At 62.5% G+C, this 22,698-nt stretch carries 18 protein-coding genes; 3 read left to right on the forward strand and 15 right to left on the reverse strand.

Annotation, left to right across the window (positions count from 1 at the left end; all coding sequences use genetic code 11):
* Positions 1-32: 32 nt before the first annotated feature.
* The 14 genes from nuoL to KW568_RS09375 all read right to left on the reverse strand — a co-directional run bounded on the left by nuoL (position 33) and on the right by KW568_RS09375 (position 15,853).
* Positions 33-1,886: an NADH-quinone oxidoreductase subunit L gene (gene nuoL, locus KW568_RS09310; protein WP_003251447.1), complete on the reverse strand. Its 1,854-nt coding sequence runs from the start codon at positions 1,884-1,886 to the stop codon at positions 33-35.
* Positions 1,883-2,191, reverse strand: a complete 309-nt coding sequence (gene nuoK, locus KW568_RS09315) for an NADH-quinone oxidoreductase subunit NuoK (protein WP_003251446.1) — start codon at positions 2,189-2,191, stop codon at positions 1,883-1,885. Before nuoK ends, nuoL begins: the two co-directional genes overlap by 4 nt.
* A 3-nt stretch (positions 2,192-2,194) precedes the next feature.
* Positions 2,195-2,695 carry an NADH-quinone oxidoreductase subunit J gene (gene nuoJ, locus KW568_RS09320; protein ID WP_003251444.1) on the reverse strand — a complete coding sequence of 167 codons (501 nt, stop codon included), beginning with the start codon at positions 2,693-2,695 and terminating at the stop codon, positions 2,195-2,197.
* A 10-nt stretch (positions 2,696-2,705) separates the two neighbouring features.
* On the reverse strand, positions 2,706-3,254 hold the full coding sequence (gene nuoI / locus KW568_RS09325) for an NADH-quinone oxidoreductase subunit NuoI (RefSeq protein WP_003251442.1): 549 nt from the start codon (positions 3,252-3,254) through the stop codon (positions 2,706-2,708).
* Positions 3,255-3,265: 11 nt separating this feature from the next.
* Positions 3,266-4,273, reverse strand: a complete 1,008-nt coding sequence (nuoH, locus tag KW568_RS09330; RefSeq protein ID WP_003251440.1) for an NADH-quinone oxidoreductase subunit NuoH — start codon at positions 4,271-4,273, stop codon at positions 3,266-3,268.
* Positions 4,270-6,984: an NADH-quinone oxidoreductase subunit NuoG gene (gene nuoG / locus KW568_RS09335; protein ID WP_004576941.1), complete on the reverse strand. Its 2,715-nt coding sequence runs from the start codon at positions 6,982-6,984 to the stop codon at positions 4,270-4,272. Before nuoG ends, nuoH begins: the two co-directional genes overlap by 4 nt.
* A 132-nt stretch (positions 6,985-7,116) precedes the next feature.
* The gene (nuoF, locus tag KW568_RS09340; protein ID WP_003251436.1) at positions 7,117-8,478 is read right to left on the reverse strand and encodes an NADH-quinone oxidoreductase subunit NuoF; all 1,362 of its coding nucleotides are present in this window, start codon (positions 8,476-8,478) and stop codon (positions 7,117-7,119) included.
* Entirely contained in the window at positions 8,475-8,972 is a 498-nt protein-coding gene (gene nuoE / locus KW568_RS09345; RefSeq protein ID WP_003251433.1) for an NADH-quinone oxidoreductase subunit NuoE, read from the reverse strand. Before nuoE ends, nuoF begins: the two co-directional genes overlap by 4 nt.
* Positions 8,973-8,974: 2 nt before the next feature.
* Positions 8,975-10,756, reverse strand: a complete 1,782-nt coding sequence (gene nuoC / locus KW568_RS09350; RefSeq protein ID WP_003251431.1) for an NADH-quinone oxidoreductase subunit C/D — start codon at positions 10,754-10,756, stop codon at positions 8,975-8,977.
* 79 nt (positions 10,757-10,835) lie between these two features.
* Positions 10,836-11,513 (reverse strand): NADH-quinone oxidoreductase subunit B family protein, encoded by a 678-nt coding sequence (locus KW568_RS09355; protein WP_003251429.1) that lies wholly within the window; start codon positions 11,511-11,513, stop codon positions 10,836-10,838.
* A 9-nt stretch (positions 11,514-11,522) separates the two neighbouring features.
* Positions 11,523-11,936 carry an NADH-quinone oxidoreductase subunit A gene (locus tag KW568_RS09360; protein ID WP_003251427.1) on the reverse strand — a complete coding sequence of 138 codons (414 nt, stop codon included), beginning with the start codon at positions 11,934-11,936 and terminating at the stop codon, positions 11,523-11,525.
* Between the two features lie 383 nt (positions 11,937-12,319).
* Positions 12,320-12,982, reverse strand: coding sequence for a lysoplasmalogenase (locus KW568_RS09365; protein ID WP_004576940.1), 663 nt, complete (start codon positions 12,980-12,982; stop codon positions 12,320-12,322).
* Between the two features lie 290 nt (positions 12,983-13,272).
* A complete protein-coding gene (gene aceA, locus KW568_RS09370) occupies positions 13,273-14,598 on the reverse strand; it encodes an isocitrate lyase (protein ID WP_003251416.1) in 1,326 nt (441 codons plus the stop codon).
* 490 nt (positions 14,599-15,088) lie between these two features.
* Entirely contained in the window at positions 15,089-15,853 is a 765-nt protein-coding gene (locus tag KW568_RS09375; protein WP_173879731.1) for a secretin N-terminal domain-containing protein, read from the reverse strand.
* A 125-nt stretch (positions 15,854-15,978) separates the two neighbouring features.
* On the opposite strand from KW568_RS09375, the gene KW568_RS09380 reads away from it, so the two are divergent.
* From KW568_RS09380 to KW568_RS09390, 3 genes are all read left to right on the forward strand, one after another.
* Positions 15,979-17,154 (forward strand): hypothetical protein, encoded by a 1,176-nt coding sequence (locus KW568_RS09380; RefSeq protein ID WP_004576939.1) that lies wholly within the window; start codon positions 15,979-15,981, stop codon positions 17,152-17,154.
* A gap of 53 nt (positions 17,155-17,207) precedes the next feature.
* Positions 17,208-18,917 carry a S8/S53 family peptidase gene (locus tag KW568_RS09385; protein ID WP_004576938.1) on the forward strand — a complete coding sequence of 570 codons (1,710 nt, stop codon included), beginning with the start codon at positions 17,208-17,210 and terminating at the stop codon, positions 18,915-18,917.
* Positions 18,918-19,000: 83 nt separating this feature from the next.
* Positions 19,001-20,443: a SulP family inorganic anion transporter gene (locus KW568_RS09390; protein WP_003251409.1), complete on the forward strand. Its 1,443-nt coding sequence runs from the start codon at positions 19,001-19,003 to the stop codon at positions 20,441-20,443.
* Between the two features lie 112 nt (positions 20,444-20,555).
* Here the strand turns inward: KW568_RS09390 and fusA are convergent, their stop codons facing one another.
* Entirely contained in the window at positions 20,556-22,667 is a 2,112-nt protein-coding gene (gene fusA, locus KW568_RS09395; protein WP_004576937.1) for an elongation factor G, read from the reverse strand.
* Positions 22,668-22,698: the final 31 nt, after the last annotated feature.

Raw genomic sequence — 22,698 nt, forward strand, 5'->3', positions numbered from 1 at the left:
GGTTTCCTTTGGCAAAGTCGCAAGATTCATAGTCATACCGCAGCCACTACCACGGCACCGAGCACCAGCACGGCACCCACGGCGATAGAGGCGGTGTACCAGCGCAGTTGGCCAGTCTCGGTCTTGCTCATGGCCACGTGGCCACCACGCGCCATCCGAGGAATCAGGCCGATGGTGCGGTCAACCGGGTCCTTGCGCAGGATGTGGCTGATCAGCAGGTACGGTTTGACGAAAAGCTTGTCGTAGATCCAGTCGAAGCCCCAGGCAGCGAACCACCAGGCCGACAGGACGCGACCGATGCCACTGTTAGCGACGGCGCTGACGAAGCGGCGCTTGCCCAGGAACAGCAGGGCGGCCAGCAGGATACCGGCGATGGCGATGGCACCCGAGGTGATCTCCAGCGCGTGCTTGGCTTCGCCACCGGCATGGCCGGCGCTTTCTGGCAGCACACCGGCCAGCGGCGGGGTGATCCAGGCGCCGACGAAGGTCGACAGCACGATCAGCACGCCCAGCGGCAGCCAGTGGCTGATGCCGTGGCCCGCGTGGGCTTCGGTCTTGGCTTCGCCGTGGAAGGCGATGAAGATCAGGCGGAAGGTGTACAGCGAGGTCATGAACGCGCCTACCAGGCCGGCATACAGCAGGCCGGTGTTGCCGCTGGCGAAGGCTTCCCAGAGGATCTCGTCCTTGGAGTAGAAGCCCACGGTCACGATCGGCAGGGCCGCCAGTGCCGCACCACCGACCACGAAGCTGGCGTAGGCCAGCGGCAGCTTCTTCCACAGGCCGCCCATCTTGAAGATGTTCTGCTCGTGGTGGCAGGCAACGATCACCGCACCGGAGGCAAGGAACAGCAGGGCCTTGAAGAAGGCGTGGGTCATCAGGTGGAAGATCGCCGCGTCCCAGGCACCCACGCCCAGGGCCAGGAACATGTAGCCGATCTGGCTCATGGTCGAGTAGGCGAGGATACGCTTGATATCGGTCTGTACCAGCGCAGCGAAGCCTGCCAGTACCAGGGTCACGCCACCGACCACACCTACAAGGTGCAGGATGTCCGGCGCCAGCAGGAACAGGCCGTTGGTACGGGCGATCAGGTACACGCCCGCGGTCACCATGGTTGCGGCGTGGATCAGTGCCGAAACCGGAGTCGGGCCCGCCATGGCGTCGGCCAGCCAGGTCTGCAGTGGCAGCTGTGCCGATTTACCGACCGCACCACCCAGCAGCATCAGCGTGGCCAGCACCATCCAGGTGTCGCCAGCCTGGAACTTCTGCGGTGCCAGCACCAGCAGTTCCTGCACGTTCAGGGTGCCCAGCTGGGCGAACAGGATGAACAGGCCGATGGCCATGAACACGTCGCCGATACGGGTGACGATGAATGCCTTGAGTGCCGCGTTACCGTTGTTGCGGTTGCTGTAGTAGAAACCGATCAACAGGTACGAGCACAGGCCCACGCCTTCCCAGCCGAAGTAGATGAACAGCAGGTTATCGCCAAGGATCAGGAACAGCATGCTGGCGATGAACAGGTTGGTGTACGAGAAGAAGCGCGAGTAGCCGGCTTCGCCACGCATGTACCAGGATGCGAACAGGTGGATCAGGAAGCCGACACCGGTCACCACACCGAGCATGGTGACCGACAGGCCGTCCAGGTACAGGGTGAAGTTCGGCGCAAAGCCGTCCACCGACATCCACTGCCACAGCAGCTGGCTGTACGCGCCGCCCTCAGGCGGGGCGACGTTGAACTGCCAGATGACGTAAGCGGCCGTGGCGGCCGACAGGCCTACCGAGCCGACGCCGATCAGGGCGGACAGGTTCTCCGAGAACCGTCCGCGCGAGAACGACAGCAGCAGGAAGCCGATGAGGGGAAAGACGAAAGTCAGGAAGAGAAGGTTCATCCGCGCATCTCACTGGCAGCATCGATGTCGAGAGTGTGGAAGCGGCGATACAGCTGCAGCAGGATGGCCAGGCCAATGCTGGCCTCGGCGGCTGCCAGGCTGATCACCAGAATGAACATCACCTGGCCGTCGGGCTGGACCCAACGGGCACCGGCGACGACGAACGCCAGGGCAGAGGCGTTCATCATGACTTCCAGGCTCATGAGCACGAAGAGGATGTTGCGGCGGACCATCAGGCCAACCAGACCTAAGCAGAACAGGATGCCGGCGACCGCCAGACCATGCTCGAGAGGGATAGCACCCATGATTTACTCCTTCGCCTCGTTGCGGCCCAGGTGGAAGGCGGTGACGGCTGCAGCCAGCAGCAGCATCGACGCCAGTTCGACCACCAGCAGGTACGGGCCGAACAGGCTGATGCCCACGGCTTTCGGGCCCACGGTGGTACCGCTGATGCCGGCGCCGCTCGGGGCGACGAACAGGACGTACAGCAGCTCCGCCAGCAGCAGGGTGCCGAGGATCACCGGCCCTGCCCAGATACCGGGCTTGAGCCAGCCCCGTTCCTGGGCGACCGAAGCCGGCCCGAGGTTGAGCATCATCACCACGAACACGAACAGCACCATGATGGCGCCGGCGTAGGCGATCACTTCCAGGGCGCCGGCAAACGGCGCACCCAGGGCGAAGAAGATCATGGCCACGGAAATCAGCGAAATGATCAGGTAAAGCAAGGCGTGCACGGGGTTGGTGCCAGTTACCACCCGAAGGGTGGAGACCACGGCGATCCCGGATGCGAAGTAGAAAGCGAATTCCATCTTTCTGTCCTTATGGGAGCAAGCTCTTCACGTTGATCGGCTCGGCTTCGTTCTGTGCAGAGCCCTTCGGCTTGCCAGCGATTGCCATACCCGCAACACGGTAGAAGTTGTAGTCAGGGTTCTTGCCGGGGCCGGAGATCAGCAGATCTTCTTTCTCGTACACCAGGTCCTGACGCTTGAACTCGGCCATTTCGAAATCCGGAGTCAGCTGGATCGCGGTGGTCGGGCACGCTTCTTCACACAGGCCGCAGAAAATGCAACGCGAGAAGTTGATGCGGAAGAACTCCGGGTACCAGCGGCCGTCCTCTGTCTCGGCCTTCTGCAGCGAAATGCAGCCAACCGGGCAGGCCACCGCGCAGAGGTTGCACGCTACGCAGCGCTCCTCGCCATCGGGGTCGCGGGTGAGGACGATGCGGCCGCGGTAGCGCGGCGGCAGGTACACGGGTTCTTCGGGGTACTGCAGGGTGTCGCGCTTGCGGAACCCGTGGGAGAACACCATTGCCAGGCTGCGCAGCTGGGTGCCGGTGCCCTTAACGATGTCGCCGATATACTTGAACATGGGTCAAATCCTCACTGGGCCGCGACGGCTGGCGTGTTGTAGAGCACGATCGCAGCGGTCACCAGCAAATTGATCAGGGTCAGCGGCAGGCAGAACTTCCAGCTGAAGTCCATCACCTGGTCATAGCGTGGGCGCGGGATCGAGGCGCGCAGCAGGATGAACAGCATGATGAAGAACGCGGTCTTCAGGGCGAACCACAGGAACGACAGTTGCGGCAGGATGCCGAACGGGCCGTGCCAGCCGCCGAAGAACAGGGTTACCAGCAGCGCCGAGATGAGGATGATGCCGATGTACTCACCGACGAAGAACATGCCCCACTTCATGCCGGCATACTCGATGTGGTAGCCGTCGGCCAGTTCCTGTTCTGCTTCCGGCTGGTCGAACGGGTGACGGTGAGTCACGGCGACGCCAGCGATGAAGAAGGTGCAGAAGCCGAAGAACTGCGGAATGATGAACCACAGGTTCTGCGCCTGGTACTCAACGATGTCGCGCATGTTGAACGAGCCCACCTGCACCACCACGCCCATCAGCGCCAGGCCCAGGAACACCTCGTACGACACGGTCTGTGCCGAAGCACGCAAGCTGCCCAGCAGGGCGTACTTGTTGTTCGACGACCAGCCGGCGAACAGCACCGCGTAGACCGACAGGCCGGCCATGGCGAAGAAGAACAGCAGGCCGATGTTCAGGTCGGCAACGCCCCAGGTCGGGGTGATCGGGATGACCACGAAGGCGATCAGCAGGGCGCTCATGGCCACTACCGGTGCCAGGGTGAAGATCACGCGGTCGACGAAGGGTGGGTTCCAGTCTTCCTTGAAGAACATCTTCAGCATGTCGGCAGCGATCTGGAACATGCCGAACGGGCCGACGCGGTTCGGACCGTAGCGGTCCTGCCACCAGCCCAGCAGGCGGCGCTCGACGAAGCTGAGCAGCGCACCGCAGACCACCACGGCCAGCAGGACCACGATGGCCCGCAGCACGGTGAGGATCACATCGATCACTTCGGGGGTGAACCAGCTCATTGTGCTGCCTCCTGCAGACCTTCGACGGATGCACCGAAGATGGCAGGCGGAATGCCAGCCAGGCCTTTCGGCAGCGCGACCAGGCCAGCGCCCAGCTCTTCATTGATACGCAGCGGCAGGCGCAGGGCCACACCGGCGACGTTCAGGCTCAGCAGGGCACCCTCGTTGACGCCCAGGCGGTCGGCTTCGGACTTGGCCAGGGCCACGTAGGCAGCCGGGATGCGTTCTTGAACCGGAGCGGCGCGCGAGGAGCTTTCTTCGCTGCCGAACAGGTGGAAGAACGGTACGGCAGTCCAGGTGCCACGGGCCGGGTTGAAGGCCCCCGGAATGGTGTTGAACCAGTTCAGGCGGTCGCCTTGCGATTCGATCAGGCGCACGCCCGGGTCACCGGCACGCAGGTGGCCACCGACCTCGTCCTGAAACTTGTTCCAGGCTTGTGGGGAGTTCCAGCCCGGCGACCAGGCGAACGGCACCTGCTGGCGCGGTTCGGCCGAACCCGAGTAGCCTTCCATGGAGAAGGCGAACGCGGTGTCCTTGTCTTGCGGGGTGCGCGGCTCGTGCACGCTGATGTTGGCACGCATGGCGGTACGGCCGGAGTAGCGCAGCGGCTCACGGGCCAGCTTCATGCCCTTGATGCGGAACGCAGCGCTTGGCGCGGCGTTGACGATGCCGGCCAGTTGCGGGGCGGCTTCGGCGCAGGCGCTGGTGACGTGGTCCAGCTGGGTCCAGTCGACCGGCTTGTTCAGCAGGGTGGCACGCAGGGCGTGCATCCAGCGCCAGCCTTCGTGGATCTGGATGCTGCTGTCCAGGTACTGCGGGTCGAACACCTGGAAGAAGCGCTGGGCACGGCCTTCCTGGCTGACCAGGGTACCGTCACCCTCGGCGAACGAGGCGGCCGGCAGCACCAGGTGGGCGCGGTCGACGGTGGCAGTTTTGGAGTGGTCGGCAACGATCACCACCTTGGCCGCAGCCAGGGCTGCATCGACCTTGGCGGCCGGTACGCGGGCGTACAGGTCGTTTTCCAGCACGACGATGGCGTCTGCTTTGCCGCTGATGACCGCGTCCAGGGCGGCATCGACCGACTCGCCACCGAGCATGGCCAGGCCGATGCTGTTGGCCTCAGGCACCACCAGGCTCAGCGAGCCGTTTTTCTCGCGCAGCTTCAGGGCCTTGGCGATGTTGGCGGCGGCTTCGATCAGCGCCGGGTCGGCCAGCGACGTACCGGCAACGACCAGTGGGCGCTTGGCGGCGACCAGGGCGTCGGCGATGCGCTGGGCCAGGGCCTTGGCTTCGTCGTCCAGGCCGGCGACGGCAGGGGCGCTCGGGTCGATGGCGTGGGCCACGGCGAAACCGATGCGGGCCAGGTCGGCCGGCGCGGCGTGTACGCACTCTTCGGCGACGTCGTCCAGCTTGGTTTCCGCCAGGGACGCGATGAACAGCGGGTACAGCGCGTGCTGGCCGATGTTCTTCACGGCAGCGTCGAGCCAAGGCTGCACTTTCATTGCTTCGGCCATGGCCTCGGCCTTGCCTTTGGTGGCCTGGCGCACGGCCAGGGCAACGCGGGCAGCGGTCTGGGTCAGGTCTTCACCGAGCACGAACACGGCGTCGTGGTCTTCGATGTCGCGCAGGGTCGGCACGGGCAGCGGGCTGTTGTTCAGCACGTTCAGGGCCAGGCGTACGCGGGCCAGTTCGCCCGCTTCCATGCCCGAGTAGAAGTACTCGGCGCCGACCAGCTCACGCAGGCCGTAGTTGCTTTCGAGGCTGGCGCGTGGCGAGCCGATACCGACGATGGTACGGCCGCGCAGCAGGTCGGCGGCCTTGTCCAGGGCGGCGTCCAGGCCCAGCTTGGTGCCGTCGGCCAGTTGTGGCTGGCGCGGGCGATCCTTGCGGTTGACGTAGCCATAGCCGAAGCGGCCGCGGTCGCACAGGAAGTACTGGTTGACCGAACCGTTGAAGCGGTTTTCGATACGGCGCAGTTCGCCGTAGCGCTCACCCGGGCTGATGTTGCAGCCGCTGGAGCAGCCATGGCAGATGCTCGGGGCGAACTGCATGTCCCACTTGCGGTTGTAGCGCTCGGAGTGGGTCTTGTCGGTGAATACGCCGGTCGGGCAGACCTCGGTCAGGTTGCCGGAGAACTCGCTTTCCAGCACACCGTCTTCGACGCGGCCGAAGTACACGTTGTCGTGGGCGCCGTAGACGCCCAGGTCGGTACCACCGGCGTAGTCCTTGTAATAGCGCACGCAGCGGTAGCAGGCGATGCAGCGGTTCATCTCATGGGCGATGAACGGGCCGAGGTCCTGGTTCTGGTGGGTACGCTTGGTGAAACGGTAGCGGCGCTCGTTGTGGCCGGTCATTACCGTCATGTCCTGCAGGTGGCAGTGACCGCCTTCCTCGCACACCGGGCAGTCGTGCGGGTGGTTGGTCATCAGCCATTCGACGACGCTGGCGCGGAACGCCTTCGACTCTTCATCGTCGATGGAAATCCAGGTGCCGTCGGAAGCAGGGGTCATGCAGGACATGACGATACGACCACGGGTGTCGTTCTCGTCGGTGTACTGCTTGACTGCGCACTGCCGGCAGGCGCCAACGCTACCAAGCGCCGGGTGCCAGCAGAAATAAGGGATGTCGAGGCCGAGCGACAGACATGCCTGTAACAGGTTGTCTGCACCGTTGACTTCGAGCGCTTTGCCGTCTACGTGGATAGTGGCCATTGTTCAAAGTTCTTCGTTGGCCCGCGTGAGCGGGCGTGGCTAATGGAAATCGGTGAGCTTGCGACACGCCTCGATTGCTCGGGCCTGCCGGTAAGCTGGCGAGTGGCACGGACCACCCGCCTAATCATCTTGTTATGCGCCGACCACGATCGGCTTCGCCAGGTCGGGGCGCAGGGTGGCAGCGCTTTCTGGCGCCACACCGGCCTCGAACTCCGAGCGGAAGTATTTGATGGCACTGCCCAGCGGCTCGACGGCACCCGGTGCGTGAGCACAGAAGGTACGGCCCGGGCCGAGGAAGTTGACCAGTCCCAGCAGCGTCTCGATGTCCTCGGCGCGGCCTTGGCCGTTTTCCAGTGCGCGCAGCATCTTCACGCTCCACGGCAGGCCGTCACGGCATGGGGTGCACCAGCCGCACGATTCGCGGGCGAAGAACTCTTCCATGTTGCGCAGCAGCGACACCATGTTGACGCTGTCGTCGACCGCCATGGCCAAGCCAGTACCCATACGGGTGCCGACCTTGGCGATGCCACCGGCGTACATTTGTGCATCAAGGTGCTCGGGCAGCAGGAAGCCGGTACCGGCGCCGCCTGGCTGCCAGCACTTGAGCTTGAAGCCATCACGCATGCCACCGGCGTAGTCTTCGAACAATTCGCGTGCGGTAACGCCAAATGGCAGTTCCCACAGGCCTGGGTTCTTCACCTTGCCGGAGAAGCCCATCAGCTTGGTGCCGTGGTCCTCGCTGCCTTCGCGGGCCAGCGACTTGTACCAGTCGTTGCCGTTGGCGACGATGGCCGGGACGTTGCACAGGGTTTCGACGTTGTTCACGCATGTCGGCTTGCCCCACACGCCAACGGCGGCAGGGAAGGGCGGCTTGGAGCGCGGGTTGGCGCGGCGGCCTTCCAGCGAGTTGATCAGCGCGGTTTCTTCACCGCAGATGTAGCGGCCGGCACCGGTGTGCACGAACAGCTCGAAATCGAAACCGCTGCCCAGGATGTTCTTGCCCAGCAGGCCGGCGGCCTTGGCTTCATCGATGGCACGGTTGAGGTTTTTCGCTGCGGTGGTGTACTCGCCACGCAGGAAGATGTAGCCGCGGTAGGCCTTCAGGGCGCGGGCGCTGATCAGCATGCCCTCGACCAGCAGATGGGGCTGTTGCTCCATCAGCATGCGGTCCTTCCAGGTGTTCGGCTCCATTTCGTCCGCGTTGCACAGCAGGTAGCGGATGTTCATGGATTCGTCTTTGGGCATCAGGCCCCACTTCACGCCAGTGGGGAAGCCTGCGCCGCCACGGCCTTTGAGGCCGGAGTCCTTGACGCTCTGCACGATGTCGTCGGCGGACATTTGCGCCAGCGCCTTGCGGGCTGCGGCGTAGCCGTTCTTCGATTCGTACTCGGCCAGCCAGACCGGCTCGCCGTCGTCGCGCAGGCGCCAGGTCAGTGGGTGGGTTTCGGCCGAGCGCGCGATGCGGTTGGCCGGGCCGAAGGAAGTAATGGTCATACGTAACCCTCCAGCAGTTTGGAAACGCCAGCCGGCTGCACGTCACCGAAGGTGTCGTCGTCGATCATCAGTGCCGGGGCCTTGTCGCAGTTGCCCAGGCAGCACACGGGCAGCAGGGTGAAACGGCCGTCGGCGGTGGTCTGGCCGAGGCCGATGCCCAGCTCGCTCTGGATCTGGCTGACCACCGACTCATGGCCGCCGATGTAGCAGACCATGCTGTCGCACACGCGGATGATGTGGCGGCCGACCGGTTGGCGGAAGATCTGGCTGTAGAAGGTGGCGACACCCTCGACGTCGCTGGCCGGAATGCCCAGCACTTCGCCGATGGCGTGAATGGCGCCGTCCGGCACCCAGCCACGCTCCTTCTGGACGATCTTCAGGGCTTCGATGGACGCCGCGCGCGGGTCCTCGTAGTGATGCATTTCGTGCTCGATGGCCGAGCGCTCGGTTTCGCTCAGGGCGAAACGGTCTGTCTGGATAAGCGTGCTGTTCATGCTTAGCGGTCCACGTCAGCCATAACGAAGTCGATACTGCCCAGGTACGCAATGAGGTCGGCAACCATGCTGCCTTTGATCACCGAAGGGATCTGCTGCAGGTGCGGGTAGCTCGGGGTGCGGATCCGGGTGCGGTAGCTCATGGTGCCGCCATCGCTCGTCAGGTAGTAACTGTTGATGCCCTTGGTCGCTTCGATCATCTGGAACGACTCGTTGGCCGGCATGACCGGGCCCCACGAGACTTGCAGGAAGTGCGTGATCAGGGTTTCGATGTGCTGCAGGGTGCGCTCTTTCGGCGGCGGCGTGGTCAGCGGGTGATCCGCCTTGTACGGGCCTTCCGGCATGTTGCGCAGGCACTGGTCGATGATGCGGATACTCTGACGCATCTCCTCGACACGGACCATGCAGCGATCGTAGGCATCGCCGTTGTGGGCCAGCGGTACTTCGAACTCGAAGTTTTCGTAGCCGGAGTAAGGACGGGCTTTACGCAGGTCGAAGTTGCAACCGGTGGCACGCAAGCCGGCACCGGTGGTGCCCCATTCCAGCGCTTCCTTGGTGTTGTACGCGGCAACGCCGATGGTACGGCCCTTGAGGATGCTGTTTTGCAGGGCGGCCTTGGTGTATTCGTCGAGGCGCTTGGGCAGCCACTCGACAAAGTCCTTGACCAGCTTGTCCCAGCCACGTGGCAGGTCGTGGGCGACGCCACCGATGCGGTACCAGGCCGGGTGCAGGCGGAAACCGGTGATCGCTTCGATCACGGTGTAGGCGCGCTGGCGGTCGGTGAAGGTGAAGAACACCGGGGTCATGGCGCCGACGTCCTGGATGTAGGTACCCAGGAACAGCAGGTGGCTGGTGATGCGGAAGAACTCGGCCAGCATGATGCGAATCACGTCGACCTTCTGCGGCACCTTGATGCCGGCCAGCTTCTCTACCGCAAGCACGTACGGCAGGTTGTTCATCACCCCGCCGAGGTAATCGATACGGTCGGTATAGGGGATGAAGCTGTGCCAGGACTGGCGCTCGGCCATTTTTTCGGCACCACGGTGGTGGTAGCCGATGTCCGGTACGCAGTCGACGATTTCTTCACCGTCCAGCTGCAGGACGATACGGAACGCACCGTGCGCCGAAGGGTGGTTGGGGCCGAGGTTGAGGAACATGTAGTCCTCGTTGGCGCCCTGACGTTTCATGCCCCAGGCTTCCGGGTTGAAGCGTGCCGATTCCTCTTCAAGCTGCTGCTTGGCCAGGGTCAGGCTGTAGGGGTCGAACTCGGTCGCACGGGCAGGGTAGTCCTTGCGCAGCGGGTGACCTTCCCAGGTCGGCGGCATCATGATGCGGCTGAGGTGCGGGTGGCCGGCAAAGTCGATGCCGAACATGTCCCAGACTTCGCGCTCGTACCAGTTGGCGTTTGGCCAGATGCCCGTCACGGTCGGCAGGTTCAGGTCGCCTTCGCTGAGCGACACCTTGATCATCACATCGCTGTTACGCTCGATCGACAACAGGTGGTAGAACACGCTGAAATCGGCGGCTGGCAGGCCACGGCGCTGGGTGCGCAGGCGCTCGTCGACGCCATGCAGGTCGTACAGCATGCTGTAAGGCTTGGCGACGCCGCGCAGGAAACTGAGCACCTCTTTGAGCTGGGCGCGTTTTACCCACAGCACGGGCATGCCGGTGCGGGTCTCCTGGGCGACGAATGCTTCGGCGCCAAAACGGTTGTTCAGTTCGACGACCACATCCTGGTCGTCAGCCTTGTAGGGCGGAATGAAAATAGCGTTGTCCGCTGTCATGGTCTCGGTCGCTTTGGGTCAACGTTAAGAATGAAGCCAGGCCGCCGGCTCCTTCGGGAGCGGGCGGCAGGTCGCTGGATCAGACTTCGTCGGGGCTGCGCAGGTTGGTTACTGCAATGCGCTGCTCACGACGCAGGTCTTTCTGGGCTGGCATCTCGGCACGGTAAATACCTTGATCACCAACAACCCAGGAAAGCGGGCGTCGTTCTTGGCCGATCGACTCCTGCAACAGCATCAAGCCTTGCAGGAAAGCCTCAGGGCGTGGCGGGCAGCCAGGCACATAGACGTCCACGGGGAGGAACTTGTCGACCCCCTGAACGACCGAGTAGATGTCGTACATGCCACCGGAGTTGGCGCACGAACCCATGGAAATGACCCATTTTGGTTCGAGCATCTGCTCGTACAGGCGCTGGATGATCGGCGCCATCTTCACGAAGCAGGTACCGGCAATGACCATGAAGTCGGCCTGACGCGGCGAGGCCCGGATGACTTCGGCGCCGAAGCGGGCGATGTCGTGGGGTGCCGTGAAGGCCGTGGTCATTTCCACGTAGCAGCAGGACAGGCCGAAGTTGTACGGCCAGAGGGAGTTCTTGCGGCCCCAATTGACCGCGCCACGCAGCACATCTTCAAGTTTGCCCATGAAGATGTTCTTGTGGACCTGGTCCTCTAGCAGTTGATCGGTGACGGTTTCCCGTTCACCGACCGGGTACTGCTCGTTGGGCGCATCCGGATCGATTCTGGTGAGATTGTATTGCATGCCAAAGCCTCATTGTTTCAGCTTCGCTTGCCGCTTGCGGCGACCTTCGGGAGCCCAATCAAGTGCCCCGACGCGCCATAGGTAGACAAGACCTGCCAACAGAATTGCTATGAAAACGAGTGCTTCGACGAATCCGGTCCAGCCGCTTTCGCGGACGGACACAGACCATGCAAAGAGAAAGAGGGCTTCGATATCGAAGATCACGAACAGCATCGCGACCAGATAGAATTTGGCGGACAGGCGCAGGCGAGCGCTGCCGACGGGCAGCATGCCGGATTCGAAGGGTTCGTTCTTGGCGCGGCCCCAAGCCTTGCTACCGAGCAGGCTGGACAGGCCGAGCATGAAGGCGCACAGGCCGACGACACCCAGGAGGAAGATGGCAAAGCCCCAGTTGTGGGCGATGAGTCCTGCCGAATCGGACATGCTAGAAATCCTTATACAGAGACCCAGCTCTGCAGTCTGAAATAAGTGTAGAGCGGCGACTTGGCGTCGCACATGCAGTGACCAAATGTCGCAGCCGAATCAATCGCGCTGATTTTATGGGTAAACCTGGTGCAAGTAAAATTTCTGTCGCAAATTTATTCGTAGGATTAAGTACAAAAACCGTTCGTAACTGGCTGAGAGCCTTGAAATTCGGGCATTAGGCGCGGTTTTGTTAATTATGTTTCTTGCTGCAGGTAACGAATTGCAAGTCCTGTAATGATAATTAATATCATTTGAGCTGCTGCCGTTGAATTTGGCTCTTCTGTGCCTTGTAAAGTTCATCTGGCGATTCCCCCTACTTGCAATTGCAAAAAACCCTTGTTCTAGCAGCTCTCGGTCCTGCGCGCACCGCTCTGGGTCAATACTTTATCGGTTGAGCGATGACCGACTGATGAAGCGATGGCCCATTGGCCGAGCCAGTAGGCGAGGATGATCAGGTACGGTGCGGCGGCGAACGGGCTGACGAAGCGGTCGATGCCGATCAGGCTGTCGGAGAACACGAACAGGCCGGCACCAAGCGCTGCCAATCCCCCGCAGGCCAGTGCGCGCCAGAGCATGGCGCTGATAGCCAGGGCGTAGAGCGCTACCGGGATCAGCAACGGGCCGAGGCCGTGGCTGGCCAGTACGCCGAGCAGCGCGATGCCCGTGATTGCGCTGAAGATCAGTGCGGGCAGGGCGGGGCGCAGGGTAATGCCGCAATAGCCGCGCAGGTAAGCAAGGTGAGCGCAAAGGAAGGCGGCCAAACCGAACACGAACAGGTCGGCGGGGATGGCCAGCAGGATGTCACCGAGTACCGAGAAGCCCAGGCCGATCGAGATCCACGTGCGATAAGGCGAAACCGGGGTGCTGCGCAGCCAGGCAATTAAGGCCAGCACCGGGATGGGTTTGGCCATGAGGGCGAGCAGGGTGTTGTCGCTGGCCAGTGCATATAGATAGAGGGCAGCGGCGGTCAGGGCGAGAATCATCAGGTGGCTTGGACGAGGCATGGGCGGTCCTTGCTGCTGGGCTGCCGCAAGCATAGCCCTGATCCGGGGTTTTGCTGCGGCCTGTGCCGGCCCTTTCGCGGGTAAACCCGTTCCTGCAGCGGCCTGTGCCCAATCGCCGATGTGTGTGTCTTCCCGATCAGTGTAGGAGCGGGTTTACCCGCGAATACGGTAGCGGCGGCAACGGTGAACGGCTGGTAAAAATTGGCCAGCAGGCCCGGCCCTTTCGCGGGTAAAAACAAAGGCCCGGAGCTTTCACAAGCCCCGGGCCTTTGTTCAACCGCAACCCACTATCAGTGGAACTGCTCTTCCTCGGTCGAACCGGTCAGTGCAGTCACCGACGAAGCGCCACCCTGGATCACGGTGGTCATGTCGTCGAAGTAGCCAGTGCCCACTTCCTGCTGGTGCGCCACGAAGGTGTAGCCCTTGCTGGCGTCAGCGAATTCCTGCTCCTGCAGCTTCACGTAGGCGGTCATGTCGTTGCGGGCGTAGTCGTGCGCCAGGTTGAACATGCCGTGCCACATGTTGTGGATGCCAGCCAGGGTGATGAACTGATGCTTGTAACCCATGGCCGACAATTCGCGCTGGAACTTGGCGATGGTGGCGTCGTCCAGGTTTTTCTTCCAGTTGAAGGAAGGCGAGCAGTTGTACGACAGGATCTGGTCCGGGTACTCCTTCTTGATCGCCTCGGCGAAGCGGCGGGCTTCGTCCAGGTCCGGCTTGGCGGTTTCACACCAGATCAGGTCGGCGTACGGGGCGTAGGCCAGGCCGCGGGCAATGGCCTGATCGAGGCCGGCACGGACCTTGTAGAAGCCTTCGCGGGTGCGCTCGCCAACCACGAACGGCTGGTCGTACGGGTCGCAGTCGCTGGTCAGCAGGTCGGCGGCGTTGGCGTCGGTACGCGCCAGGATGATGGTCGGTACGCCCGACACGTCAGCGGCCAGGCGCGCGGCTACCAGCTTCTGTACGGCTTCCTGGGTCGGTACCAGCACCTTGCCGCCCATGTGGCCGCATTTTTTAACCGAGGCCAGCTGGTCTTCGAAGTGCACGCCGGCGGCGCCTGCTTCGATCATGTTCTTCATCAGCTCGTAGGCGTTCAGTACGCCACCGAAACCGGCTTCGGCGTCGGCCACGATGGGCGCGAAGTAGTCGATGTAGCCGTCGTCGCCCGGGTTCTTGCCGGCTTTCCACTGGATCTGGTCGGCGCGGCGGAACGCGTTGTTGATGCGTTTGACCACGGTCGGTACCGAGTCGACCGGGTACAGCGACTGGTCAGGGTACATCGACTCGGCCGAGTTGTTGTCGGCGGCAACCTGCCAGCCGGACAGGTAGATGGCCTGGATGCCGGCCTTGACCTGTTGTACAGCCTGGCCGCCCGTCAGGGCGCCCATGCAGTTGACGAAATCTTTTTCGGGGCGGAAGGACGGGTGGGCACCTTCGGTGACCAGCTTCCACAGTTTTTCTGCGCCCTGACGCGCAAAGGTGTGCTCAGGTTGCACGGAGCCACGCAGGCGAACGACATCAGCGGCGGTGTAGGTACGGGTCACGCCTTTCCAGCGCGGGTTTTCGGCCCAGTCTTTCTCGAGGGCTGCAATTTGCTGTTCGCGTGTCAGTGCCATGGAAATAAACCTCGTCGCATCGATCTTGGGTTAATTGTGCTGATGCTCGGAGCAGATCAGGTGCCTGGCGGCTGTCCTGTTCGCAGGAATGCGGCGGCGAACGCGAAGGCTCGAAGGGGAAGGGTGGGCAGACCAGGCGAAGGTGTGCTCCGGCAGGTCGGCTCGTGGTTGCCTTGCTGCGGTGCGACGCGATTGCCAGTACTGCGGTGATGCGCTTCCGTCCCTCGGGACAACTTCTTCGTTGCAGTCGCAATCCCGTCGAACCGCCTTGTGGGCCGTATAGACACGAGGCGCCTCCAGGGGTGGGAGGAGCACGCCTCGAAGGCCCTTGCCAGGGCCCCTGATTAGCGGGAGCGAGGCCATCATGCCCTTGGGAAAAAGACCCTGTCAAATGTTTTGTAGTGCTTTTTTGTACTTACTACATCTTTGGTCTAATGCGACTTGGCAGTCAGTTTCAAGGCCTTTGGTCGAGGCCTTGAATTGCCTGGTATCAGTCGACAAGGTCGACTTTGACCCGCAATGTCATGTTTTCACCCCGTTGGGTGCTGTACGTATGGCTTGATGCGCTGCGATCGGCTTGGCTCTGCTGGTTGAACCCCGCCAGGGTGATCCACTCGCCGAGCTTGCCCGTGACTGTCGTGTCGGTACTTTGTACTTTCACTACATCTGCACGTTCGTGGCTGATGCGGTCATTATTACTGCTTATTTGCAGACGAACCGTTTCGCCGCTCAGGCTGGGGGTCACGTAGAAGCCTTGGGTCACGTTGCGGTATTCGGTGTTGCTCTGAATGCGCCCATAGCCGTCTGTGCTGGTGCTGGTAATGGGGATGCTCTGGCCCACCTGGATCAGTGCCGGTTGCCCTTCGCTGGCTTGTACCTGCTGCATGCCGCCGTCGCGGTTGCTGGTGCCGTAGTGAATGACGCGTGCGTTGCCGCGGTTGTCCTGGAAGTTGCTGTCGTTGTTGTCGACGCTGATCAGCAGGCGCTTGGGCGCGGTATCCAGCTGTTGCAGCAGGGCGCGCAGGTCGTCGATGCGCTCGGGGCTGGCGTTGACGATCAGTTTGTTCTCGAAGGCGCTGACCGTGCCGTCCTTGCCGATGAACGCCTGCAGGGCGGGCAGCAGTTCGGCGCTGCTGCGATGCTGAAGTGGCACCACCTCGGTGGCGGCATGGGCGGTGAGGCTGGCGACCAGCAACAGGGAGGTGAAAAGGGGGCGTAGCGGCATGTCCATGATCTCCGCAGGTGGAATCAACATGATGGCAAATTTGCTGACTTTTTGCCGGATCTGGATCACGCCGGCACTGTTGCGGACGGTCGTATTATCCTGGTTTATCTTGTAGGCTATAAATTATAGTAGGCAAGATAATTGAGGTTAATTGCATGTCTCCCGTTCGCCCGCTCCTACGCCGTCATCAGTTGGCCACCGCACTGGCCCAAGACCTGGCCGGCGAGTCGTTGGTCGATTACAGCTCGGGCATGTTCCTGGCCGCGCCCCGGCGTACGGGCAAGAGCACCTTCCTCAACAACGACTTCATACCGGAATGCGTACAGCGCGGCTGGCTACCGGTTTACGTCGACCTGTGGTCGGATCGCGACGCCGCCCCTGCGCAGCTCATCAGCGGCGCCATCGGTACTGCGCTGGCCAGATTCGAAGGTGCGCTGGCCAGGACGGCGAAAAAGGCCGGTGTCGACAAGATCAACCTGCTGCGCACCCTGAGCTGGGATTTCACCCGCCCGCAACTGCCTGCGGGTACTACCCTGGCCCAGGCGCTTGCCGTGTTGCATCAAGTGTCAGGGCAGTTGGTAGTACTGATCATCGACGAGGCTCAGCACGCCCTTAACAGCGAAGATGGCCTTAATGCGATGTTCGCGCTGAAAGCCGCGCGTGACCACCTTAACCGTGGCGACCGTCCGGACGGCTTGCGCCTGGTGTTCACGGGCTCTAGTCGCGACAAGCTGGCCAACCTGGTACTCAAGAGCAAGCAGCCATTCTTTGGTGCCAGCATCACGCCTTTTCCGTTGCTGGGGCGTGACTATGTCGAATTCATCACCGCCTTGTGGAACCGTCGCCTGGCCGACAGTAACCAGTTCAAGGTAGAGGACCTGGCATACGCGTTCGAATTGGTCGGCCGGCGCCCGGAAATGCTCAACAAACTGTTGGCCGAAGTCAGTGTCGGCCTGGGGGAGGCGGGCAACCTGGGTGAACTGCTGCGCAATGGGGCGCTGAACCATCAAGCCGGGGTGTGGAGCGACTACGAAAGCGCTTGGAACGAACTTACGCCGTTGCAGCAGGCCGTGCTAGAGGTCATGGCTGAGCGCACGCTGGGTCGGCAGCCGTTTTCCCCGTTTACCGAGCAAACCCTGGTTGAGGTCAGCCGCAAGCTGGAGCAGGCCCAGGCGGTAGCCAACGTCAACACGGCAAACGTACAGAAGGCCCTCGATGCCCTGCGCGACAAGGAGCTGGTATGGAAGGCCAATCGTGGCGAGTACGCGTTGGAGGATACTGCCATGGCCGAATGGCTCGCCCGCGACCAGGCAGTCGCCGGCCACAGGTGAACCTTTGAGGTGCCCCGTAAGTCGCACTCACAGGGAGCGCGTGGGGTGATTGCATGAAGGGTGTCCTGATCTTGCTGTTATGGCTTTGCAGTCTTGGTGCACAGGCTGCAGCGGACACGCTGCGCATCAAGCAGCTGCAGCGTTGCGGCGACTTGTTCAGCGATAGCCAGCAGCGATGGTGCCTGCGTGCCGAAGGGCTCCGGGCAAATCTGCCAACGGTATGGCTCGGCGGTACGCGGCTGTCAGAAGCCGATATCGAGCGCCAAGGTGACCGGCTAACGCTGAAACTGGCGAGACAAGCCCAGCGCAGTGCCCCGCTCTGGCTGGCCGATGGCGGCCGCACCAGCAACCCGGTATGGCTGAGCCGCCAACGCAGTCATGTGATCGCCGCAGGGCCCGATGAAGTGGCGAAGAACATGGATGGCCTGATCACCTATGTCGATCTGGTCAGCCTGTTGATCGAAGAAAAATACGACGGCCTCGACGAGGCCCGGCGCATCGCCGGCAAATACGGCGCCCAGGTTGTCGGTGCCATACCGCCGCTGAATGTCTACCAGTTGCGCTTGCCGGTAGATGACCTGGTGCAGCGCGATGCGATGGTCCTGCGCATGGGCAGTGAAGTCAGCGTGGATGCCGTGATTGTCGAAGAGTCCGGCCCCGAGCGCGGGGAGGAGGGCAATGGGCGCAGCACCCGGGCCATCGACCAGGCGGACGAATGGGCCGCCAACCGCTTCATGGACGCGCTGTATTTCTACCGGCGCCGGATTGCCGCATCTCGCTTGCCGGTGAAGCCCGTGCGGGTCGGGGTAATCGAGCGCGAAGTGGACTTTGACGCCCCAGGGTTCAGCCATTATCGAGGGGGCTGCGAACAAGGCCAGACATGCCTCTACGCGCGCGACGGTGATCACCCGGCAAGCCACGGCAGCCATGTCGCAGGCATTCTCGCTGCGCAGGGTGAGGGCTTTTTGCCGGGGCTGGGCAAGCACAGCCCTGGCTTCGAGGTGGTGGTAGAGCGCAACTCGGATGCCGGTATCACCGCCAACATCGCTGCCTCGGTGAACCTGGTCGAAGATGGCGTGCGGGTGCTGAACTGGAGCTGGGGCATTCACCGGGTCGGGGCACGCAATGTGAAGGGTGATGAGGTCGATTCGCTGGTGCGCTCCGGGCTGGCAATGAGTGGCTACGAGGAGTTACTTGAGGAGTTCTTCCTCTGGCTGCGCAAGGAGCACCCTGATGTGGTGGTGGTGAATTCGGCGGGCAATGGTGCGTCCTGGTCGGGGACCGATGAATATCGCCTGCCTTCGTCGTTTATCACCGAGCAATTGCTGGTAGTGGGCGGGCATCAGCGCAGTGACAAGGCTACGGCAGTTGAAGCCCACGATCACGTGCGCAAGCGTCACAGTTCCAATATCGACATGCGCGTGGATGTCAGTGCTGCTGCCTGCATACGCCCGGTGTCTGCCGAGGCTGCGCATTGCGGCACGTCGTACGCGACACCCTTGGTGACTGCCACTGTGGCGACGATGCTGTCGATCAACCCGGCACTTACCCCGGAACAGGTGCGCATGCTGTTGCGGCGCAGTGCCTTGACCCTGGGCGCCGAACAGGATTTTGAAGCGATGGATGCCGAAGACCTGACGGCGCCGATCCTGCCCTCAGAGCGTGGTGGCCGCCTGAACGACCCGGACCTGGGCCGTTCGGCGCGCCTGGACATGCAGCGTGCGCTGGACCTGGCCGTGCAGAGCCTGGAACGGGTGCGTTGAGCGGTGGCCGCTGTCAGACAAATTCCGTAACATCGCGCCCCTCGTTTTTCTATCGTCCGTCAGGACTGCACCACAGGAAGCCCATGAAGCCCGCCCGACTACGCGCCGACCTGCTCGCCGGCCTCACTACCTCGTTTGCCTTGGTCCCCGAGTGCATCGCCTTTGCTCTGGTGGCCCATCTCAACCCGCTGATGGGCCTGTATGGCGCGTTCATCATTTGTACCCTGACGGCGCTGTTCGGCGGGCGGCCGGGGATGATCTCAGGCGCTGCCGGCTCGATGGCGGTGGTGATCGTCGCCTTGGTGGTGCAGCACGGCGTGCAGTACCTGCTGGCCACGGTGCTGCTGGGCGGTGTGGTGATGATCCTGTTCGGCCTGCTGCGTCTGGGCAAACTGGTGCGCCTGGTGCCATACCCGGTCATGCTTGGCTTCGTGAACGGCCTGGCCATCGTCATCGCCATGGCTCAGCTGGAGCATTTCAAGGACGGCGAACACTGGCTCAGTGGCACGCCGCTGTACCTGATGATCGGCCTGGTCGCGCTGACCATGGCGGTGGTTTATGTGCTGCCGAAACTGACCCGTGCGGTGCCGCCGGCCCTGGTGGCGATCCTCGGTGTTGGCCTGCTGGTGTACGTGCTCGGGCTGCCTACCCGCACCCTGGGCGACATGGCGCACATCGCCGGTGGCCTGCCGGGGCTGGCGCTGCCGGAGGTACCCTGGAATCTGGAAACCCTGAAGATCATCGCCCCCTACGCGGTGCTGATGGCCATGGTCGGCCTGCTGGAAACCCTGCTCACCCTCAACCTGACCGACGAAATCACCGAGAGCCGTGGCTTCCCGGACCGCGAGTGTGTGGCATTGGGCGCTGCGAACATGGTGTCGGGCCTGTGCGGCGGCATGGGCGGCTGCGCGATGATCGGGCAGACGGTGATCAACCTCAGCTCCAATGGCCGGGGCCGGTTGTCGGGGGTAGTGGCCGGGGTGATGATTCTGCTGTTCGTGCTGTTCCTGTCGCCGCTGATCGAGCGCATTCCCCTGGCGGCGCTGGTTGGGGTGATGTTCGTGGTGGCCCAGCAGACCTTTGCCTGGGCGTCGTTGCGGGTGTTGCACAAGGTGCCGGTGAATGATGTGCTGGCGATCGTTGCAGTGACTGTGGTCACGGTGCTCACCGACCTGGCCATGGCAGTGCTGTTCGGTATCATCATCGCGGCGCTCAACTTTGCCTGGCAGCATGCGCGGGAGCTGTATGCCGACACCCATGAGGACGCGGAGGGCGGCAAGCGTTATCAGCTGCATGGCACGCTGTTCTTTGCCTCGACCACCTCGTTCCTCAACCAGTTCGACACGGCCGGGGACCCGGCCCAGGTCACGCTGGATTGCCAGCATTTGAGCTTTGTCGACTATTCGGCGGTTGCGGCGCTGAAAACCCTGCGCGAGCGCTATGCCAAGGCGGGCAAGCATTTGCGCGTGGTGCATTTGTCCGAGCGGTGCAAGAAGCTGTTGAAGCGGGCGGGCGAGCAGCACTGAAAACGGTTGCTGTCTGTGTCGGTTTCTTCGCGGGTAAACCCGCGCCTACGGGAGATCGCATACCCCTGTAGGCGCGGGTTTACCCGCGAAGAGGCCGGCACAGGAGAACCACTTACTCTCCGCGGCTCTTCTTGACGATGCCATCGGCAATGCTCGCCGGGGCCTCGGCATAGCGGGTGAACTCCATCGAGAAGCTGGCCCGGCCCTGGGTCATCGAGCGCATCGAGGTGGCGTAGCCGAACATTTCACCCAGCGGCACTTCGGCACGTATCACCTTGCCAGCCGGTGTTTCATCACCGTCCTGGATCATGCCGCGACGTCGGCTCAAGTCGCCGAGGATGTCGCCCTGATATTCCTCGGGCGTCACCACCTCTACCTTCATCACCGGCTCCAGCAACACTGCGCCGCCTTTCTGCGACAACTGCTTGGTGGCCATTGACGCGGCGATCTTGTAGGCCATCTCGTTGGAGTCGACATCGTGGTACGAACCGTCGAACACGGCGGCCTTGAGGTTGATCAGGGGGTAGCCGGCAAGCACGCCGTTCTTCATTTGCTCTTCGATACCCTTCTGGATTGCCGGGATGTACTCGCGGGGTACCACGCCGCCGACGATCTCGTTGATGAACTCCAGGCCTTCTTTGCCTTCATCACCGGGGGCGAACCGGATCCAGCAATGGCCGTATTGGCCACGGCCACCGGACTGGCGCACGAAACGCCCCTCGATCTCGCAGGTATTGCGGATTTTTTCCCGGTAGGCCACCTGCGGCTTGCCGATGTTGGCCTCGACGTTGAACTCGCGGCGCATGCGGTCGACGATGATATCCAGGTGCAGCTCGCCCATGCCCGAGATGATGGTCTGGCCAGTCTCTTCATCGGTACGCACGCGGAATGAGGGGTCTTCCTGGGCCAGCTTGCCCAGCGCGATACCCATTTTTTCCTGGTCGGCCTTGGTTTTCGGCTCTACTGCGACGGAAATCACCGGGTCGGGGAAGTCCATGCGTTCGAGAATGATCGGCTTGTCCATGTCGCACAGGGTGTCACCAGTGGTCACGTCTTTCATGCCGATCAGCGCGGCGATATCGCCGGCACACACGTCCTTGATTTCTGCGCGCTGGTTGGCGTGCATCTGCACCATGCGGCCGATGCGTTCCTTCTTGCCTTTGACCGAGTTGAGTACCGCATTGCCTGAACTGAGCACGCCGGAATAAACGCGGGCGAAGGTGAGGGTGCCGACGAACGGGTCGGTGGCGATCTTGAAAGCCAGTGCCGAGAACGGCTCTTTGTCGTCGGCGTGCCGTTCCAGGTGCTTTTCTTCATCGTCCGGGTCGGTGCCGCGGATGGCAGGAATTTCCGAGGGGGCGGGCAGGTAATCGATTACCGCATCGAGCATCAGCGGCACGCCCTTGTTCTTGAAAGAGGAGCCGAGGATGGTCGGCACGATTTCGTTAGCGATGGTGCGTTTGCGCAATCCGGCCTTGATTTCGTCGACGCTCAGCTCTTCGCCTTCGAGGAACTTGTTGAGCAGTTCGTCATTGGCCTCGGCGGCTGCTTCTATCATGTGCGCGCGCCATTCGTCGGCAAGCGCCTGCAGATCGGCGGGGATTTCTTCTTCGCGGTAGCTGGTGCCCTGGTCGGCATCGTTCCAGTAGATGGCCTTCATCTTCACCAGGTCGATCTGGCCCATGAAGTTTTCTTCGCTGCCGATGGCCAGCTGGATGGGCACCGGGTGGTGCCCCAGGCGTTGATCGATCTGCTTGACCACGCGCAGGAAGTCGGCCCCTTGGCGGTCCATCTTGTTGATGTAGGCCAGGCGTGGCACGTGGTACTTGTTGGCCTGGCGCCAGACTGTCTCGGACTGCGGCTCGACGCCGTCCGCGCCGCTGAATACCACGACCGCGCCATCGAGCACGCGCAATGAGCGCTCCACCTCGATGGTGAAATCGACGTGGCCTGGGGTGTCGATGATGTTGAAACGGTACTTGTGGGCGAACTGCTTGGTCGAGCCTTGCCAGAACGCTGTGGTCGCCGCCGAGGTGATGGTGATGCCGCGTTCCTGCTCCTGGGCCATCCAGTCCATGGTCGCCGCGCCATCGTGCACTTCGCCCATCTTGTGGTTGACCCCGGTGTAGAACAGGATCCGCTCGGTGGTCGTGGTCTTGCCGGCATCCACGTGGGCGACGATGCCGATATTGCGGTACAGCTCGATGGGCGTTGTGCGGGCCATGGCGGACTACCTGTGGATGGACGGATTCCAC

The organism is Pseudomonas sp. HD6515, assembly GCF_024971855.1.
Taxonomy (GTDB): Bacteria; Pseudomonadota; Gammaproteobacteria; order Pseudomonadales; family Pseudomonadaceae; genus Aquipseudomonas; species Aquipseudomonas alloputida.

Bases quoted from the DNA above. Each gene is read 5' to 3' on its own strand.
- nuoK (WP_003251446.1), bottom strand. From the start codon at position 2,191: ATGGGTGCTATCCCTCTCGAGCATGGTCTGGCGGTCGCCGGCATCCTG.
- fusA (WP_004576937.1), bottom strand. From the start codon at position 22,667: ATGGCCCGCACAACGCCCATCGAGCTGTACCGCAATATCGGCATCGTC.
- nuoE (WP_003251433.1), bottom strand. From the start codon at position 8,972: ATGAACAGCACGCTTATCCAGACAGACCGTTTCGCCCTGAGCGAAACC.
- nuoI (WP_003251442.1), bottom strand. From the start codon at position 3,254: ATGTTCAAGTATATCGGCGACATCGTTAAGGGCACCGGCACCCAGCTG.
- KW568_RS09360 (WP_003251427.1), bottom strand. From the start codon at position 11,936: ATGTCCGATTCGGCAGGACTCATCGCCCACAACTGGGGCTTTGCCATC.
- nuoC (WP_003251431.1), bottom strand. From the start codon at position 10,756: ATGACAGCGGACAACGCTATTTTCATTCCGCCCTACAAGGCTGACGAC.
- KW568_RS09390 (WP_003251409.1), top strand. From the start codon at position 19,001: ATGAAGCCCGCCCGACTACGCGCCGACCTGCTCGCCGGCCTCACTACC.
- KW568_RS09375 (WP_173879731.1), bottom strand. From the start codon at position 15,853: ATGTTGATTCCACCTGCGGAGATCATGGACATGCCGCTACGCCCCCTT.
- nuoF (WP_003251436.1), bottom strand. From the start codon at position 8,478: ATGACCATTACTTCCTTCGGCCCGGCCAACCGCATCGCGCGCTCGGCC.
- KW568_RS09365 (WP_004576940.1), bottom strand. From the start codon at position 12,982: ATGCCTCGTCCAAGCCACCTGATGATTCTCGCCCTGACCGCCGCTGCC.
- nuoJ (WP_003251444.1), bottom strand. From the start codon at position 2,695: ATGGAATTCGCTTTCTACTTCGCATCCGGGATCGCCGTGGTCTCCACC.
- nuoL (WP_003251447.1), bottom strand. From the start codon at position 1,886: ATGAACCTTCTCTTCCTGACTTTCGTCTTTCCCCTCATCGGCTTCCTG.
- KW568_RS09385 (WP_004576938.1), top strand. From the start codon at position 17,208: ATGAAGGGTGTCCTGATCTTGCTGTTATGGCTTTGCAGTCTTGGTGCA.
- KW568_RS09355 (WP_003251429.1), bottom strand. From the start codon at position 11,513: ATGCAATACAATCTCACCAGAATCGATCCGGATGCGCCCAACGAGCAG.
- aceA (WP_003251416.1), bottom strand. From the start codon at position 14,598: ATGGCACTGACACGCGAACAGCAAATTGCAGCCCTCGAGAAAGACTGG.
- nuoH (WP_003251440.1), bottom strand. From the start codon at position 4,273: ATGAGCTGGTTCACCCCCGAAGTGATCGATGTGATCCTCACCGTGCTG.
- KW568_RS09380 (WP_004576939.1), top strand. From the start codon at position 15,979: ATGTCTCCCGTTCGCCCGCTCCTACGCCGTCATCAGTTGGCCACCGCA.
- nuoG (WP_004576941.1), bottom strand. From the start codon at position 6,984: ATGGCCACTATCCACGTAGACGGCAAAGCGCTCGAAGTCAACGGTGCA.